The organism is Paraburkholderia phymatum STM815 (assembly GCF_000020045.1).
Taxonomy (GTDB): Bacteria; Pseudomonadota; Gammaproteobacteria; order Burkholderiales; family Burkholderiaceae; genus Paraburkholderia; species Paraburkholderia phymatum.
Genome location: NC_010625.1, coordinates 1,313,543 through 1,330,773 on the forward strand (window position 1 = coordinate 1,313,543; position 17,231 = coordinate 1,330,773).

At 62.6% G+C, this 17,231-nt stretch carries 13 protein-coding genes; 5 read left to right on the top strand and 8 right to left on the bottom strand.

The genetic code is table 11. The features are described 5' to 3' along the window. The first annotated feature begins 188 nt into the window (after positions 1 to 188). Positions 189 to 2,786 (top strand): Fe/S-dependent 2-methylisocitrate dehydratase AcnD, encoded by a 2,598-nt coding sequence (gene acnD, locus BPHY_RS33395; protein WP_041765781.1) that lies wholly within the window; start codon positions 189 to 191, stop codon positions 2,784 to 2,786. A gap of 84 nt (positions 2,787 to 2,870) precedes the next feature. Beyond that, a complete protein-coding gene (gene prpF, locus BPHY_RS33400) occupies positions 2,871 to 4,046 on the top strand; it encodes a 2-methylaconitate cis-trans isomerase PrpF (RefSeq protein ID WP_012405893.1) in 1,176 nt (391 codons plus the stop codon). Positions 4,047 to 4,161: 115 nt separating this feature from the next. On the opposite strand, the gene BPHY_RS33405 is transcribed toward prpF, so the two are convergent. The 5 genes from BPHY_RS33405 to BPHY_RS33425 all read right to left on the bottom strand — a co-directional run bounded on the left by BPHY_RS33405 (position 4,162) and on the right by BPHY_RS33425 (position 10,499). Continuing rightward, positions 4,162 to 4,617, bottom strand: coding sequence for an MFS transporter (locus BPHY_RS33405; protein WP_341810908.1), 456 nt, complete (start codon positions 4,615 to 4,617; stop codon positions 4,162 to 4,164). 145 nt (positions 4,618 to 4,762) lie between these two features. Continuing rightward, a complete protein-coding gene (locus BPHY_RS33410; protein ID WP_012405894.1) occupies positions 4,763 to 5,692 on the bottom strand; it encodes a dihydrodipicolinate synthase family protein in 930 nt (309 codons plus the stop codon). 43 nt (positions 5,693 to 5,735) lie between these two features. Next, positions 5,736 to 7,085: an MFS transporter gene (locus BPHY_RS33415; protein WP_012405895.1), complete on the bottom strand. Its 1,350-nt coding sequence runs from the start codon at positions 7,083 to 7,085 to the stop codon at positions 5,736 to 5,738. 74 nt (positions 7,086 to 7,159) lie between these two features. Then, positions 7,160 to 8,749 carry an aldehyde dehydrogenase (NADP(+)) gene (locus BPHY_RS33420; RefSeq protein ID WP_012405896.1) on the bottom strand — a complete coding sequence of 530 codons (1,590 nt, stop codon included), beginning with the start codon at positions 8,747 to 8,749 and terminating at the stop codon, positions 7,160 to 7,162. A 16-nt stretch (positions 8,750 to 8,765) separates the two neighbouring features. Beyond that, a complete protein-coding gene (locus BPHY_RS33425) occupies positions 8,766 to 10,499 on the bottom strand; it encodes an IlvD/Edd family dehydratase (RefSeq protein ID WP_012405897.1) in 1,734 nt (577 codons plus the stop codon). A 196-nt stretch (positions 10,500 to 10,695) separates the two neighbouring features. On the opposite strand from BPHY_RS33425, the gene BPHY_RS33430 reads away from it, so the two are divergent. Then, a complete protein-coding gene (locus BPHY_RS33430; RefSeq protein WP_012405898.1) occupies positions 10,696 to 11,646 on the top strand; it encodes a LysR family transcriptional regulator in 951 nt (316 codons plus the stop codon). A gap of 18 nt (positions 11,647 to 11,664) precedes the next feature. Here BPHY_RS33430 and BPHY_RS33435 read toward each other — a convergent pair whose 3' ends face one another. Continuing rightward, positions 11,665 to 12,417: an SDR family NAD(P)-dependent oxidoreductase gene (locus BPHY_RS33435; RefSeq protein ID WP_012405899.1), complete on the bottom strand. Its 753-nt coding sequence runs from the start codon at positions 12,415 to 12,417 to the stop codon at positions 11,665 to 11,667. A 14-nt stretch (positions 12,418 to 12,431) separates the two neighbouring features. Beyond that, on the bottom strand, positions 12,432 to 13,277 hold the full coding sequence (locus BPHY_RS33440; RefSeq protein ID WP_012405900.1) for an ureidoglycolate lyase: 846 nt from the start codon (positions 13,275 to 13,277) through the stop codon (positions 12,432 to 12,434). A gap of 164 nt (positions 13,278 to 13,441) precedes the next feature. Here BPHY_RS33440 and BPHY_RS33445 point away from each other — a divergent pair, with 164 nt between their 5' ends. After that, positions 13,442 to 13,870, top strand: a complete 429-nt coding sequence (locus tag BPHY_RS33445; protein WP_012405901.1) for a DUF3293 domain-containing protein — start codon at positions 13,442 to 13,444, stop codon at positions 13,868 to 13,870. Between the two features lie 12 nt (positions 13,871 to 13,882). Here BPHY_RS33445 and BPHY_RS33450 read toward each other — a convergent pair whose 3' ends face one another. Beyond that, positions 13,883 to 14,794: a hypothetical protein gene (locus BPHY_RS33450; RefSeq protein ID WP_012405902.1), complete on the bottom strand. Its 912-nt coding sequence runs from the start codon at positions 14,792 to 14,794 to the stop codon at positions 13,883 to 13,885. 876 nt (positions 14,795 to 15,670) lie between these two features. Here BPHY_RS33450 and BPHY_RS33455 point away from each other — a divergent pair. Then, complete coding sequence (locus tag BPHY_RS33455) at positions 15,671 to 17,227, top strand: hypothetical protein (RefSeq protein ID WP_012405903.1); 1,557 nt, start codon at positions 15,671 to 15,673, stop codon at positions 17,225 to 17,227. Positions 17,228 to 17,231: the final 4 nt, after the last annotated feature.

A 17,231-nucleotide genomic window follows, 5' to 3' on the forward strand; every position in this document is an offset into this window, starting at 1 on the left:
TCGATTGCGGATGTGAGAGCCGCGTCGAACTTGGGCCCTGGTTCGTCGATACCCGCGAGCCAGGGCCGCTTTTTGCCGACCGACCTTTGCTGCACCGCGCGCCCAATCACGCGCTAAACTTCGCGGAAAGCGCTCGCACGCGATCCGCCCGCTTGAAACGGGAGAATTACCGCATGTGTCCCTACGTCATGAATACTGCATACCGCAAACCGCTGCCCGGCACCTCGCTGGACTACTTCGATACGCGCGCCGCCGTCGATGCGATTCAACCCGGCGCATACGACAAGCTGCCGTACACATCGCGCGTGCACGCCGAGAACCTCGTGCGCCGCTGCGATCCCGCGACGCTGAACGATTCGCTCAAGCAGATCGTCGAGCGCAAGCGCGAGCTGGACTTCCCGTGGTTTCCGGCGCGCGTCGTGTGTCATGACATTCTCGGTCAGACCGCGCTCGTCGATCTCGCCGGCCTGCGCGACGCGATCGCCGATCAGGGCGGCGACCCTGCGAAGGTGAACCCCGTCGTGCCCGTGCAGCTGATCGTCGATCACTCGCTCGCGGTCGAGTGCGGCGGCTTCGATCCCGATGCGTTCGCGAAGAATCGCGCGATCGAAGACCGGCGCAATGAAGACCGCTTCGACTTCATCAACTGGACCAAGAAGGCGTTCAAGAACGTCGACGTGATTCCGCCCGGCAACGGCATCATGCATCAGATCAATCTGGAGCGTATGTCGCCCGTGATCCACGCTGCCGACGGCGTCGCGTATCCGGACACGCTGGTCGGCACGGACAGCCACACGCCGCATGTGGATGCGCTCGGCGTGATCGCAGTGGGCGTCGGCGGACTGGAAGCAGAGAACGTGATGCTCGGCCGTGCGTCGTGGATGCGCTTGCCCGATATCGTTGGCGTAGAACTCTCGGGCAAGCGTCAGCCGGGCATCACCGCAACCGATATCGTGCTCGCATTGACCGAATTCCTGCGCAAGGAAAAAGTGGTCGGCGCGTATCTGGAGTTTCGCGGCGAAGGCGCATCGAGCCTGACGCTCGGCGATCGCGCGACCATCTCCAACATGGCGCCCGAATATGGCGCGACGGCCGCGATGTTCTTCATCGACGAACAGACAATCGACTATCTGCGCCTCACGGGCCGCGACGATGCGCAAGTGAAGCTCGTGGAAACTTACGCGAAAACAGCAGGCTTGTGGGCCGACACGCTCAAGCATGCCGAATATGAGCGCATCCTCAGCTTCGATCTGTCCACGGTCGTGCGCAACATGGCGGGCCCGTCGAATCCGCACAGGCGTCTGCCGACGTCGGACCTCGCGGAACGCGGCATCGCGGGCAAGTGGGAAGAAGTGCCGGGACAGATGCCCGATGGCGCTGTCATCATCGCGGCAATCACGAGTTGCACGAACACGAGCAATCCGCGCAACGTGATCGCCGCCGCTCTGCTCGCGCGCAATGCGAACGCTCGCGGACTGACGCGCAAGCCGTGGGTGAAATCGTCGCTCGCGCCGGGATCGAAGGCCGTCGAACTGTATTTGCAGGAAGCGAACCTGCTGCCCGAGCTGGAGAAGCTCGGTTTCGGCATCGTCGCGTTTGCATGCACGACGTGCAACGGCATGTCGGGCGCGCTCGATCCGGCGATCCAGCAGGAGATCGTCGACCGCGATCTGTATGCGACGGCTGTGCTGTCGGGCAATCGCAACTTCGATGGCCGCATTCATCCGTATGCAAAGCAAGCGTTTCTCGCGTCCCCGCCGCTTGTGGTTGCCTACGCGATTGCGGGCACGATCCGCTTCGATATCGAACGCGACGTGCTCGGCACCGACCGGGACGGCAAGCCGGTTTATCTGAAGGACATCTGGCCGAGCGACGAAGAGATCGACGCGATCGTCAAACAGAGCGTGAAGCCCGAGCAGTTCCGCAAGGTCTATGAACCAATGTTCGCGGTCACGGCTGCAAGTGGCGAGCCGATCAGCCCGCTTTACGACTGGCGCGCGCAAAGCACGTATATTCGCCGGCCGCCGTATTGGGAAGGCGCGCTCGCGGGCGAGCGCACGCTGAAGGGCATGCGGCCGCTCGCCGTACTCGGCGACAACATCACGACCGATCACCTGTCGCCGTCGAACGCGATTCTCGCGAACAGCGCAGCAGGCGAATACCTCACGAAAATGGGCCTGCCCGAAGAGGACTTCAATTCTTATGCGACGCATCGCGGCGATCACCTCACCGCGCAGCGCGCGACGTTCGCGAATCCGACGCTGATCAATGAAATGGCCGTCGTCGACGGGCAGTTGAAGAAGGGATCGCTTGCACGCATCGAGCCTGAAGGCAAGGTCACGCGCATGTGGGAAGCCATCGAAACCTACATGGATCGCAAGCAACCGCTCATCATCATCGCGGGGGCCGACTACGGCCAGGGCTCATCGCGCGATTGGGCCGCGAAGGGCGTGCGGCTCGCGGGCGTCGAAGCGATTGTTGCAGAAGGCTTCGAGCGCATTCACCGCACGAACCTTATCGGCATGGGCGTGCTGCCGCTCGAGTTCAAACGGGGCGTCAATCGTCTTGCGCTCGGTATCGACGGAACAGAGACGTATGACGTGATCGGCGAACGCAGACCGCGTGCGGACTTGACACTCGTCATTCATCGAAAGAACGGCGAGCGGGTCGACGTGCCCGTCACGTGCCGCCTCGACACGGCAGAGGAAGTCTCGATCTACGAAGCGGGCGGCGTGCTGCAACGCTTTGCACAAGACTTCCTGGAGTCGTCGAAGGCTGCGGCGTAAGGCCGGACATATTCATGCATTTCATGCGGGCGGTGCGCGATGTGCCGCCCTGCTCTTTTCAGGATCACGACAGGATCACCCTACATGGCTCACGCACCTCAGATCAGGATACCCGCGACCTACATGCGCGGCGGCACCAGCAAAGGCGTGTTTTTTCGGCTGAAAGACCTGCCGGAAGCAGCCCAGGTGCCGGGCGCGGCCCGCGATGCGCTGCTGTTGCGCGTGATCGGCAGCCCCGATCCATACGGCAAGCAGATCGACGGCATGGGCGGCGCGACGTCGAGCACCAGCAAGACCGTGATAGTCGCGAAAAGCAGCAGGCCCGATCACGACGTGGATTATCTGTTCGGTCAGGTATCGATCGACAAGCCGTTCGTGGATTGGAGCGGCAACTGCGGCAATCTGTCGGCGGCTGTGGGGCCGTTCGCGATCAGCGGCGGACTGGTGGACCCGGAGCGCGTGCCGGACAACGGTGTCGCTGTCGTGCGAATCTGGCAAGCGAATATCGGCAAGACGATCATTGCGCACGTGCCGATGACCAACGGTGCCGTGCAGGAAACGGGGGACTTCGAACTCGATGGCGTCACGTTCCCCGCTGCCGAAGTGCAGCTCGAATTCATGGACCCCGCCGCCGAGGAAGAAGGCGCAGGGGGGTCGATGTTTCCGACGGGGAATCTCGTCGACGATCTCGAAGTGCCCGGTGTCGGAACGCTGAAGGCGACGATGATCAACGCCGGGATTCCGACGATCTTCGTCAACGCCGATGCGATCGGGTATACGGGCACGGAATTGCAGGACGCGATTAATGGCGACGATGCGGCGCTCAAGAAGTTCGAGACTATCCGTTCGTATGGCGCATTGCGCATGGGGTTGATCAAGAGTCTCGATGAGATCGCGAAGCGGCAGCATACGCCGAAGATAGCGTTTGTCGCCGCGCCAGCCGGGTATGTGGCTTCTAGCGGGAAGACCGTTGATGCACATGATGTCGATCTGCTCGTGCGGGCGATGTCGATGGGCAAGCTGCATCACGCGATGATGGGGACGGCTGCTGTTGCTATCGGTACTGCTGCCGCTATTCCTGGCACGCTTGTCAATCTTGCCGCTGGCGGTGGGGAGCGCGAGGCTGTGCGGTTCGGGCATCCTTCCGGCACCCTGCGGGTCGGGGCTGAAGCCGTTCTGGAGAATGGCGACTGGGTCGTGAAAAAGGCCGTGATGAGCCGCAGTGCGCGGGTGTTGATGGAGGGTTGTGTGAGGGTTTGATGTGTGCTGCGGCGAACTGTCCTGCGCCCCTCAAGTCACCACAGCTACGCGATAAACGACGGGCGCGTACAACATCGCTACGCACCCGTCTTTCAGGCAACACGCGACATCGACATCAGTAGGCCACCTGATTCGCCGATGCATCCACGATACGCTTGCGCGCCATGAACCAGTAAAACAACGCCGCGCAGCCCGCAATTGCGCCGCCGATCACGAACGCGAGCGAATACGAACCCGTGCGGTCGACAATGAACCCCGCCGTCACCGGCGAGAACGCGCCGCCAAAATAGCCTCCGAAGTTCTGGATCGCACTGACGGACGCAACCATCGACGAAGGCGCAATATCGGCCGCCAGCGCCCACGCATTGCCGATCGTCGCGGCGATGAACGCGAGCCCGACCGTCATCAGCACGATCGTCATCGTGATCGACTGCGTAAAGGGCAGCGCAATTGCGCAGACAGCCGCGCCTAGCGAACAGCAGACGATGATGATGCGCTTCGCGCCCATCGACGATGCCAGGCCCTGATCGACGAGCTTCGTCGCAACCCAGCCCGCCAGCATCTCACCCAGCGCGCCGCCAAACCTGTCTCCTCCCTTCGTTGCCTGCCGTGAACTCTGTCCGGTCCCACTCGATGCTGGCTGGAGTTGTTCCCGTGTTCATATACGGGAAACATGCGCGCCGACCTTCGAGGCCGACGCGCATCGCACTACACGGTCACTTCCCCCAACGCAGCACCAGCGGATCGAGCCTGCGCGCAATGTCGATCAGTTCGGCACGCGTATCGGGATGCATCGCCGGCAGCGGATGACGCGGGCTTTCGCACGCGATCACACCGCCCTCTTTCATCAGCGCCTTCGCGGCGAGCAGACCCGTCTGGCGGTTCTCGTGATTGATCAGTGGAAGCCACCGCTGATAGAGCGTAAACGCTTCGTCGCGCCTGCCTTCGCGGAAGGCTTCGAGAATGGGACGAATGCCGTCAGGGTAGCCACCGCCCGTCATCGACCCCGTGGCGCCCGCGTTGAGGTCCGCGAACAGCGTGATCGCTTCTTCGCCGTCCCACGGGCCTTCCACTGCGTCGCCGCCGAGGCGGATCAGTTCGCGCAGCTTGGCGGCCGCGCCCGGCGTCTCGATCTTGAAGTACGAGACCTGTTCCAGCTCGCGCGCCATGCGTGCGAGGAACGGCGCCGACAGCACCGTGCCGCTCGCGGGCGCGTCCTGAATCATGACGGGAATGTCAATGCCATCCGACAGACGCGCGTAGAACTCGTAGATCTGTGTCTCGGGCACGCGGAACGTTGCGCCGTGATACGGCGGCATCACCATCACCATCGATGCGCCCTGTTCCTGCGCGCGGCGGCTGCGTTCGACACACACCGCGCTGCTGTAATGGCTCGTGGTCACGATCACGGGCACGCGGCCCGCGACGTGCTCGAGCATCGTGCGCGTGAGCGTTTCGCGTTCTTCGTCGGAAAGGGCGAACTGCTCGGAGAAGTTCGCCAGAATGCACAGGCCATCCGAGCCTGCGTCGATCATGAAATCGACGACGCGCTTCTGGCTTTCCAGATCGAGCGCGCCCGTTTCGGTGAAGGTGGTCGGCACCACGGGGAAGATGCCGCGATAGCGAGCAATGGTCTGCGAGGTCATGGCTGGTATTCCGCTGGAAACAGGTTAAACGAGGCGGCGCGGATCAGCGCGCCGGAGCCTTCGGTTCGGGCAGCGATGCCCGCACGACGAATGTGATCACGACGGCGAACAACAGCGTCACCGCAAGAAAATAGAGGCCGGCGGCGAGGCTGCCCGTCGCATCCTTGATGAGGCCGATGCCGTACGGCCCCACGTAGCCGCCGAGATTTGCGAGCGAATTGATCGTCGCGATGCCTACGGCCGCGCGTGCGCCCGTCAGGAATTGCCCGGGCAGCGCCCACACGACAGCCTGAATCGAATATAACGAGAACGCCGTCAGGCAGATGAACAGGAATTGCAGCGCCGGCGAATGCGCCCATGCGCTGAGCGCCATCGTGACGGCCGCGAAGCCCGACACGACGACGATATGCCAATAGCGCTCGCGCTTGCGATCCGAGTGACGCGGCACGACGCACAGTCCGACCACGGCAAACAGATACGGCACGGCGGACAGCAGGCCCGTGGTCGCATCGCTGACGCCGAAGGCCTTGATGATGGTCGGCAGCCAGAGCGACAGGCCGTAGATGCTCAACGGAAACGGCAGGAACAGCAGCGCGAGCAGCAGCACGCGTTTGTCCTTCAGCGCCGCAAGCGGATTGCCGTGCGACTTCAGACCATACGACGCGCTATCGGCGGCGAGTTCGCGTTCGATCCACGCGCGATCCGCTGCGGCGAGCCATTTGGCATTGGCAGGCGACTCAGGCAGCAGACGCAGCGTCGGCGCGCATAGCAGCACCGCGGGCAGGCCGCTCAACACGAATAGCGTCTGCCAGTTCGACAGGCCGAACACGCCATGCGTCGACAGCACCAGGCCCGCGATGGGTCCCGTCAGAATCCCGGCAAGCGGCTGCGCGAGCACCAGCAAGCCGATGATGCGGGCGCGATGCCGCATCGGAAACCACTTCGTGAGGAAGTACAGAATGCCCGGATACAGACCGGCTTCCGCTGCGCCGAGCAGAAAGCGCAACACATAGAAGCTGGTCGGTCCGGTCACGAGTGACATCGCCATCGTGATGACGCCCCACGTGAAGAGAATTCGCGCGAACCACACGCGTGCGCCGAAGCGTTCGAGCGCGAGATTGCTCGGCACTTCGCAGAGGAAATAGCCGATGAAGAAGAGCCCTGCGCCGAGGCCGTATGCGGCGTCGCTAATGCCGACGGCCGCGTTCATGTGCAGCTTCGCGAAGCCGACCACCGATCGGTCGATATACGCGACCACGTAAATCAGCGCGAGAAAAGGAATCAGCTTCCGAACCAGCAGGCTCATGATCCGCTGTTCGTCGGCGAGCGCAGCGCCCGTGCCCGCGTCCGCAACGGGCACGGCCTGCTGAACGCTGGCGTGAGATGAGGTCATTGCAATGTCTCCATGAATGTCGTTATATGCGCGCTGTCAGCGCAGTCAGTGCCGACAGCACGCGTCCCGGCGCGTCAGCCGGAGGTTCGTTCGTAGCGTCCCGCGACACGCCGATGCACGCCGAGCGGATTCGCGTCGCGCAGTGCTTCGGGCACCAGCGCGGCGGGCAGGTTCTGGTAGCAGACGGGACGCATGAAGCGCTCGATGGCAGCCGTGCCCACCGACGTGCTGCCGCCATCGGAGGTAGCTGGAAACGGACCGCCGTGAACGATCGCGTCGCAGACTTCGACGCCCGTCGGAAAACCGTTCGCGAGAATGCGGCCAGCCTTGCGTTCGAGAACGGGCAGGAGCGCCTGTGCAGCGGACTGATCGGCTTCGTCGAGATGCAACGTGATCGTCAATTGGCCTTCGATCCGGTTCAACACCGTGCGCAACTCGTCCATGTCCCCGCATTCGACGAGCACGCTGCACGGACCGAACACTTCATCGGCGAGCGAGTGATCCGCGAGCAGGCTCTGCGCGCTCACGCGAAACAGCGCGGCCTGTGCCCGACGGCTGCCGGCTTCGGGCGCCTTGCCGCGCGCCAGCGTCATTACAGCGGGATTCGCGGCGAAGCGCTCGATGCCCGCCTCGTAAGCCCGCAAAATGCCGCCCGTCAGCATTACGCCTGCGCCCACGTCGGACAGCGTCCGTGCGGCCGTCGCGGCGAAGCGTTCGAAGCCTTCACCCGCGATGCCGAGCATCAAGCCCGGATTCGTGCAGAACTGCCCGCAGCCCAGCGTGACCGATGCGACGAAGTCGCGCGCGAGCGTGTCGGTACGTGCGGCGAGCGCAGCGGGCATCAGCAGGTTCGGATTCACGCTGCTCATTTCCGCGTAGACGGGAATCGGCTCGGCGCGCGCGGCGGCAATCGCCATCAGCGCGCGTCCGCCCGCACGCGAACCCGTGAAGCCGACGGCCTTGATCGACGGATGCGCGACGAGCGCCGCACCGACTTCGTGGCCTGCGTCGAACAGCATCGAGAACACGCCCTCGGGCAGTTCCGCATGGCGCACGGCTTCCTGAATCGCGCGGCCGACCAGTTCGGACGTGCCAGGATGCGCGGGATGCGCCTTCACGACGACCGGGCACCCAGCGGCAAGTGCAGCCGCCGTATCACCGCCCGCGACCGAGAACGCAAGTGGGAAGTTGCTCGCGCCGAACACGGCGACAGGGCCGAGGCCAATACGCTGGAAACGCAGATCGGTGCGCGGCGGCTGTCGCTCTGGCAACGCGGGTTCGATGCGCGCATCGAGTGCGTCGCCGCTGCGCACGAGCGCTGCGAACATGCGCAACTGGTTCGCCGTGCGCGCACGCTCTCCTTCGAGACGCGCTCGCGGCAAGCCCGATTCGCTCATCGCGCGTTCGATCAACACGTCGCCCAGTGCTTCGATGCGCGCCGCGGCATCGTCGAGAAAGCTCGCGCGCCGTTCGGCGGGCATTGTGCGGTAGATGTCGAATGCGGATTCAGCGAGCGTGCAGACTTCATCCACGTCGCTTGCTTGCGCGCTGTTGTACGTCGGCGCGGGCAGCGCCTGCTCACTGGCTGCGTCGATCGCGTGAAATTCACCGCCCTTGCCACGACGCGTACGCGCGCCGATCAGCAGTTCACCTCTCAGGTCCATGTTTTCTCCTCGATGTTCAATGCGAATGGCGCGGCACGCCTGCGCCCCGGCAACCGACGAGGAAGTCCAGATCGCACCCCTCGTCTGCCTGCAACACGTGATCGATATACAGGCGCTGATAACCGCCGCCTGCGGGCATCTCGGGCGGCGTGTGCCGTTCCAGCCGGCGCGCGAGTTCTTCGTCGCCGATGTCGACGCGCAATGTGCCCGCATCGCAATCGAGCTCGATCCAATCGCCGTCCTGCACGGCCGCGAGCGGACCGCCGTCGGCCGCTTCCGGCGTGACGTGCAACACCACCGTGCCGTACGCGGTGCCGCTCATCCGCGCATCCGAGATGCGCACCATGTCCTTCACGCCCTGGCGCAGCAGCTTCGGCGGCAGACCCATGTTGCCGACTTCTGCCATGCCCGGATAACCCTTCGGCCCGCAGTTCTTCATCACCAGCACCGAATTCGCGTCGACGTCGAGCGTTTCGTCGACGATGCGCTCCTTGTAGTGCTCGAAGTTCTCGAATACGACAGCGCGACCTCGATGCTTCAACAACGCGGGGGTCGCCGCCGACGGCTTCAGCACCGCGCCGCGCGGTGCAAGATTGCCGCGCAGCACGCGGATGCCGCCGTCTTTCACGAGCGGCTTGTCGAGCGGACGGATCACTTCGTCGTTGTAGATCGGTGCGTCCATCACGTTGTGCCAGAGCGCCTTGCCATTCGCTGTCATCGCACCCGGATGCGGCAGCAGGTCCGCTTCGCCGAGACGCCGCAGCACGGCGGGCAAACCGCCCGCATAGTAGAACTCTTCCATCAGGAAGCGGCCCGACGGCATCAGGTCGACGATGGTCGGCGTATTGCGGCCGATGCGCACCCAGTCGTCCAGATCGAGCTTCACGCCGATGCGCCCCGCAATCGCCTTCAGGTGAATCACGGCGTTAGTGGAGCCGCCGATCGCCGCATTCACACGGATCGCGTTGAGGAAAGCCTCGCGCGTCAGGATCTTCGACAGCGTGAGACCTTCGTGTGCCATCTCGACGATACGCATGCCCGACATGTGCGCAAGCACGTAGCGTCGCGAATCGACGGCGGGGATCGCGGCGTTGTGCGGGAGCGATGTACCGAGCGCTTCCGCCATGCAGGCCATCGTCGACGCCGTGCCCATCGTGTTGCAGGTGCCCGCCGAGCGCGACATGCCCGCTTCCGCCGACAGGAACTTGTGCAGATCGATCTCGCCTGCCTTTAGCGATTCGTGCAACTGCCACACGGCCGTGCCCGATCCGATATCTTTGCCGTCGAGCTTGCCGTTGAGCATCGGCCCGCCCGTGACGACGATCGCAGGGACGTCACAGCTCGCTGCGCCCATCAGGAGCGCGGGCGTGGTCTTGTCACAGCCGGTGAGCAGCACGACGGCGTCGATCGGGTTGCCGCGAATCGCTTCTTCGACATCCATCGCCGCGAGGTTGCGCGTGAGCATCGCGGTCGGACGCAGATTCGATTCACCATTGGAAAACACCGGGAATTCCACAGGAAAACCGCCCGCTTCATAAATGCCGCGCTTGACGTGTTCCGCAATCTTGCGAAAGTGCGCGTTGCAGGGCGTCAGTTCCGACCATGTATTGCAGATTCCGATCACGGGGCGTCCGTCGAACTCGTGATCGGGGATGCCCTGATTCTTCATCCAGCTTCGATACATGAAGCCGTTCTTGTCGGCCGTGCCGAACCATTGGGCCGAGCGCAGCTTCGATTTCTTATCCGACATGCTTACTTCCTGAAGGCAAGTGCTGATGTTCTGAGCCGCCGCACGGCCCGACACGACGCTGCGTGAGCGACGGTTCGGATGGGGCTGGGTCGTGGTCGCGGACTCATGGAAAAGGAAAGTGTACGAAGCGGTCTGATATCTTTCTAATGAAAATTGGCGTCAAACTGATATCGTTTTAATTATTGGTATTAACCCTATGCTCGATTCGAATCCCTGGTATGTCCGCACGCGGCTCAAAACGCGGCAATTGCTGCTGCTCGTCGCGCTCGACGAAGAAGGCAACATCCACCGCGCCGCCGACGCTCTCAGCATGTCCCAGCCCGCCGCGTCGAAGCTGTTGCGGGAACTCGAAGAAATGCTGGATGCGCCGCTGTTCGAGCGGATGCCGCGCGGCATGCGGCCCACGCTGTACGGCGAGGTGATGATTCGCCACGCACGTTCGGTGGTCGGCAGTCTCGATCAGGCGCGCGAGGAAGTGCTCGCGCTGAAGTCGGGACAGCTCGGGCGCGTGGCCGTCGGCACGATTACGTCGCCCGCCGTGAGCCTGCTGCCCGCCGCGATCGCGCAGGTCAAGGTGAGTCATCCCGGCTTGAGCGTGAGCGTCGAGATCGACAGCAGCAATGTGCTGCTCGAAAGCCTCGCGCAGGACAAACTCGATCTCGTGATCGGCCGGCTTTCCGCTGAGCATGACAAGCTGCACCTGCGCTACGAGCCTCTCGCTGAGGAACAGGCGCTTGCCGTCGCCCGTTCGGGTCATCCGTTGCTGGCCGCGCAGTCCCTGACGCTCGCCGACGTTGTCGACGCGTCGTGGGTCGTGCCGCCTGCTCAAAGCGTGTTGCGTCATCGCTTTGAGCTGATGTTCCAGCGTCAAAGCCTCGCGCCGCCGTCCAACGTGGTCGAGAGCGCGGAACTGCTGTTCGTCACGAGCCTGCTGTCGCAAAGCGACATGCTCGCCGTGCTAGCCGCCGAGGTCGCGCACTACTACGCGGCGCACGGCCTGCTGTCGATCCTGCCGCTCGACATGCCGCTGCGCATGGACGACTTCGGCATCATCACGCGCACCGGGCAGTTGCTGTCGCCCGCTTCGACGCAAGTGGTGCGCGCGTTGAAGCAGGTGGCGCGCGACCTGTATGGGGCGCTGGCGTAGAACCGGGCGTCGCGGCGATCAGTAGGTTGCGCGCCCGCCCGACAGGTCGAACACCGCGCCCGTCGTGAAGGAGTTTTCCGCCGACACAAGCCACGCGACCATCGCCGCGATTTCCTTCACGTCGACGAAGCGGCCACGCGGGATCTTCGACAGCATGTAGTCGATATGCTGCTGCGACATCTGCTCGAAGATGCGCGTGCGCGCCGCGGCCGGCGTAATTGCATTGACGGCGATGTCGAGTTGCGCGGTTTCCTTGCCGAGACTTTTCGTCAGCGCGATCACGCCTGCCTTCGCCGCGCTATACGCGCTCGCATTCGGATTGCCTTCCTTCCCGGCAATCGACGCGATGTTCACGATGCGCCCATAGCCGCAGGCGATCATCGTCTTCACGATGGCCTGGTTCACGTGGAAGGCCGCGTTCAGATCAACGTCGATCACACGCGACCATTCTTCGGGCGCATAGTCGGCGACGGGCGCATTCGCGCCCGCGATGCCGGCGCTATGCACGAGAATGTCGATCGTGCCGAACTGCGCGACAGTTGCATGCGTGGCCGCTTGCACGTCGTCGCGCCGCGTGAGATCGACCAGCACGTTCTGAACGTCGCCGAAGCGCGCGAGATTCGCCTTGGCTTCGGCAAGCGCCGCTTCGTCGCGATCCCACAGCGCGACGCGTGCGCGGCCCTGCAACAGCCGCTCAGCGACCGCATACCCGATGCCTTGCGCCCCGCCTGTCACGACGGCGGCGCGCTGCGTGAAATCGTACTGGTTCATGCGCGCGCTCCCCTTTATGCGGCGACGGTTCGCTGCTGCTGTTCGCCGAGCCCCTCGATTCCGAGGCGCATCGTTTGCCCGGCGCGCAGATAGACGGGCTCGGGCTTCTGGCCCATGCCGACGCCCGGCGGCGTGCCCGTGGAAATCACATCGCCCGGTTGCAGGCTCATGAAGCGGCTCAGGTACGAGACGATCTGCGCGACGTTGAAGATCATCGTGCTCGTATTACCGTTCTGATAGCGCTTGCCGTCGACTTCGAGCCAGAGGCCGAGGCGCTGAGGATCGGGGATTTCGTCGGCAGTGACGAGCCACGGACCGATCGGTCCGAACGTGTCGCAGCCCTTGCCTTTGTCCCACGTGCCGCCGCGTTCGATCTGATACTCGCGTTCCGAGACGTCGTTGACGACGCAATAGCCCGCGACGTGGCTGAGTGCGTCGGCTTCGGCGATATAGGTGCCGCCCTTGCCGATCACGACACCGAGCTCCACTTCCCAATCGGTCTTTTGCGAGCCGCGCGGGATGCGCACGTCGTCGTTCGGACCGACGACAGCCGACGTCCATTTGCCGAACACGACGGGCTCGGCCGGCACGGGCAGATTCGATTCGGCGGCATGGTCAGCGTAGTTCAGCCCGATGCAAATGAATTTGCCGATGCGGCCCACACACGGACCGATGCGCTCTTCAGCGGAGACGACAGGCAGCGAACCGGCATCAAGCTGGCGCAGACGTGCAAGGTTTTCCGGCAACAGCGTCGATCCTGCGACGTCATCGACCACGCCGGAAAGGTCGCGTATTGCTCCGTTGCCATCGAGAATGCCGGGCTTTTCTCGTCCGGGTATGCCATATCGCAACAATTTCATGGTGGTTCCTCGTCTCCCGTTGTGTGACTGTGTGACCTGCATTGCGTCTGCCGCACAATGTAGGGAAACTGGTCGCGCTTGAATAATGAAAGCTGCTGCGCACGCGATAACCTCAAGTTATCGCCGGGTATTGGGGCTATTGCACTTCCTTTAACGGAGGTCTTTTGTTTTCGGACACGGAGATTCCTCGCGAAACGATCCAGGCCTACCTGGAAACCGAATATTTCGCGTTCGACGACGCATCGATGGCATTGAAGATTGGCGAACCCAATTCGAAACTGGCCGCGTTGCATACCGCTCACGGCGTAACGTGCAGCGCATTCATCACCGCGTGCAATCCGTTTAGCCAAGCCTGCAGTGCGAAGTTCAACGCTGACCGTCAGCACGCATTGGCGCGCGACCTGGAGAACCTTGGCCTCGTTGCCATCGACGGTATGGGCAAGCATCCGTCGAATAACTGGCCCGGCGAAGCGAGCTTTCTCGTATTGGGCCTCCCGCTCGACGCGGCAAAGGCACTCGGCACGCAATACGGCCAGAATGCGATTGTCTGGTCGGCAGCCGACGCCACACCGCAACTGATCCTGTTGCGTTGAAAAATGGACCCATTACCTCGCATCGCGTCGCCGCTGCATGGTCGCGCGTGCACCGCCTGAAGAAAGAAGCCATTTGTCGATCGCGGCTTTCATCGACGGCACGGCGACTCTGAATAGCTTGCGCATGCCTTCATCGCAACCCACTCTGTTTTCGACGTTGTGAACCATCGTCTCCATCACCGATTCGGGATACAGGTCGGAAAACGACGCGAGCACGCGCTGCTTTGCGAACACGTCATGAAGATAGGAACCCGCTGGGGGTCCGATTCGTTTGAATAGCCCCATTTTGACCACGCGGTTATTCCACAGATGCAGCGTGTACGCATTCGAGCACTGCTTCGCGCATTCGTCTGCGAACCGCGGCAGAAACACCTTGTAGTAGTCGTCGAAATGAACAGGATAGAAGTATGGGGGCGCATATGTGTCGGCGACACCATACACAGCGGTCAACAGACGCGGACCCGTGTCTCCCCATTTGATAGGGAGTTCCTTGATCGCGTCGACCCGGCGGATCAGCGCGGACAGACGTGCGTCGTTCGGATCGAGACGCAAGATCGCGGTGCAGGCGCTTTCGGCCGTCTCCCGGCCGATCATGTTGAACGATTCGCGAAGGTCGAAATCCTTTAGCAGCAGCATGTCGGTATCGACCCAGATCTCTTCCGTGTGGGTGAACATCGCGTAACGGAAGTAGTCGGTGAAATGCGCCATCGAAGGCGATCCGTTGACTCTGAAATGCTGCGTCGTTTCAATCGGCAGGATGCGTCGAGCGTCCTTGATCTGGATACGCGGCGGCACATTGGCAGGTTTTTCGTAGCAGTAGAGCGAAACCTCATTGTCGTAGGCCGCGAAGGACGCAAGGCACGCATGTTCATACGGCGACAGTTCCGGCCCATGCCAGAACGACGCGAATTTCACTTCGCTCATTCTCTTCGTCCTCTTTTGGATCACGCGTTGAAAGGCAAAATGCGGGGCGACTGCGCAATGTGAACAGCGAAAACGGGCCCAGGGTTTCTCCCGATGATAGAGACGAGGCACGTAAAAGGCGCCGGGCCAGGCGCAAATCGCCTGATGATTGGCGCGCGGTGCGCGACGTAATTACGTGACGCGCGGCGTGAACTCTGTCAGCGCAGAGACACGCGCGCCCGGCGTCACGCGTGGGGACCTGGTCTGCAAGCGAACCGAAATCCCTAAGCGAACTATGCGCTGCGACATGTCCCCGTTTATTCGGAGCCCGCATGTCGTTGCACCTGTGTGCCGACGCCACTATGACAGCCCGGGCGTTGGCCTCGCAAAATCGGACCGGATCAGGAAGATTTCTTTTCTTCGCTTCCGCCGAAGACGGTGCTCTTTCGTAATCAGCTGGGCCTCCCCGAGCGGCTGCGCTGAGTCCAAGCCGCCGAAGAGGCCAAAAAATCCAAAGCGAGAACGATTTCCAAGCCGCGTATTTGTCAGAAGAATCGACTTATTTCAGGTCCGCCTCTAACGTCCGACCGGCTTTCTGCCGACAGCCAGGTATCAATTACATCAGAGCAAAGGCAATCGGGAACAAATTACCGAGTCCCCGATTTATCCCTTCCGTCGTATAGAGCCGGGCGGGGATCGGTTGAAGTCCTTTTTCTGAGCGTATTTCGATAACGCATTGCGGCGCCCGGGTGGCACTCCGCAGTCGCACGCAGCTCGATTCGCACCATAGGCATTAATCAGGACCTCGAATTAAAAGGGGCTCCTGTTCGTTGCGACGCGACTCGGCAATGACCACCCGACACTTTTTCGCCGGAACTTCCGGCGGCGGACATTCACGTGATTAATCGACGTCAGTTTCTTGGTTGCCTGACCGCGCTCGGCGGCAGCTATGTTCTAACGGGATGCGGGGGCGGCGGCTCGGACCTCGGCGCCGACGGCGGTGCTGTTGCCAAGGCCATGAGCCAGACGGCTGTCAATGCCTCCGCGAACGGCACGACCGTTCCACCCGCCACCTCGATCATCGACTATCAGGGCTCCGTCTGGACGCTGACGGGCGGCTCGGTCTACAAGGACGGCGTGAAAGCCGGCAACAACTACAACGTCTCGTTGATCCTTTGGTTTGGGGGTGGCGTCTACCATCAGGGCTCGGGCGGCCAGTTCTATGGATGGAATGGAACGACGTGGATCGCATGCAACGATCCGCGGCTCGGCGGCACTTCGGCAGACGGTACGACGATTCCGTCCGCGTCGTACATCATCGACAAGGCCGGGGCCGTCTGGACGGTGGTCAACGGTGTCATCTATCGCAACAACAAGACGGTTGGCAACACCTACAACGTCACGCTGCTGCTGTGGTACGGCGGCAAGATATGGCATCGCGGCACGAGCAGTCAGTTCTATGTGCTGAGCGACGTCAGCACCAGTTGGCTGCCGTGTAACGATCCGCGTATCGTTACGGCCGCGACTGCGGGCACCTTCTACGGCGTGAACGGCCACTACGACTATCGCTATACGCCCGCGCAGGTCGTGTCGATTCTGAAGAGCGCAGGTTGCTCGACATACCGCGTCGGCTGCACCGACGATCCGACGCAATTGAATGCCGTCGTCAAGCTGGCGCAGGCGTTCCAGTCGGCGGGGCTAACGTTGTTCGTGCTCATCAACCAGGGCATCTACGACAACAATCGCGCGCTGCTCGCGAACGAATCGGTCGCATACAACCGCGGACGCGCCTGTGCGGCAGCCGTTGCGACGGCGCTCGCTCCGTTCGGCGTGACGATGTACGAGTGCGGCAACGAGCTGACGCGCGAGAACGACATCATCCTCGATTCCACCAATGCCGGCACCAAGGCCGTGGATTTCAGCAACACGAACTGGCCGGTCATGCGCGGCGTGATGCGCGGGATGATCGACGGCGTGAAGTCGGTGCAACCGGCTGCGAAGTGCGGCATCAATTTCTGCGTGGCCGATATCGGCGCGGCCGATGCGCTGTGGGACGGCATGCAGCCAGACGGCAGCGGCGGCTACCCGAAGGTGCGCTGGGACATGACGACATGGCACAACTACGAAGTCTACGGCGACATCTTCAACATCGGCACCGACGGCGCAGGCCCGGGCTTCGATCTGCCGACGTATTGCAAGGCCCGCTACGGCGTGCCCTTCCTGATCACCGAGTGGAATACGGGGCCGGAAAGCACCCAGGCGTACCGCGCGACTTATATCAGCACGCAGTTTGCCAACTACTTCAAGGCGCGAAAGACGAAGAACGTGCAGTCGGTGATGTACTACGTGCTCGATAGCGGCGACGCGACGTACGGCCTGATGATCGACGGCGCCGTGCTGACTCAGCCGTACAGCGCCTTCACCGGGTTCATCGCGAGCAATCCCGACGTCTGATGAA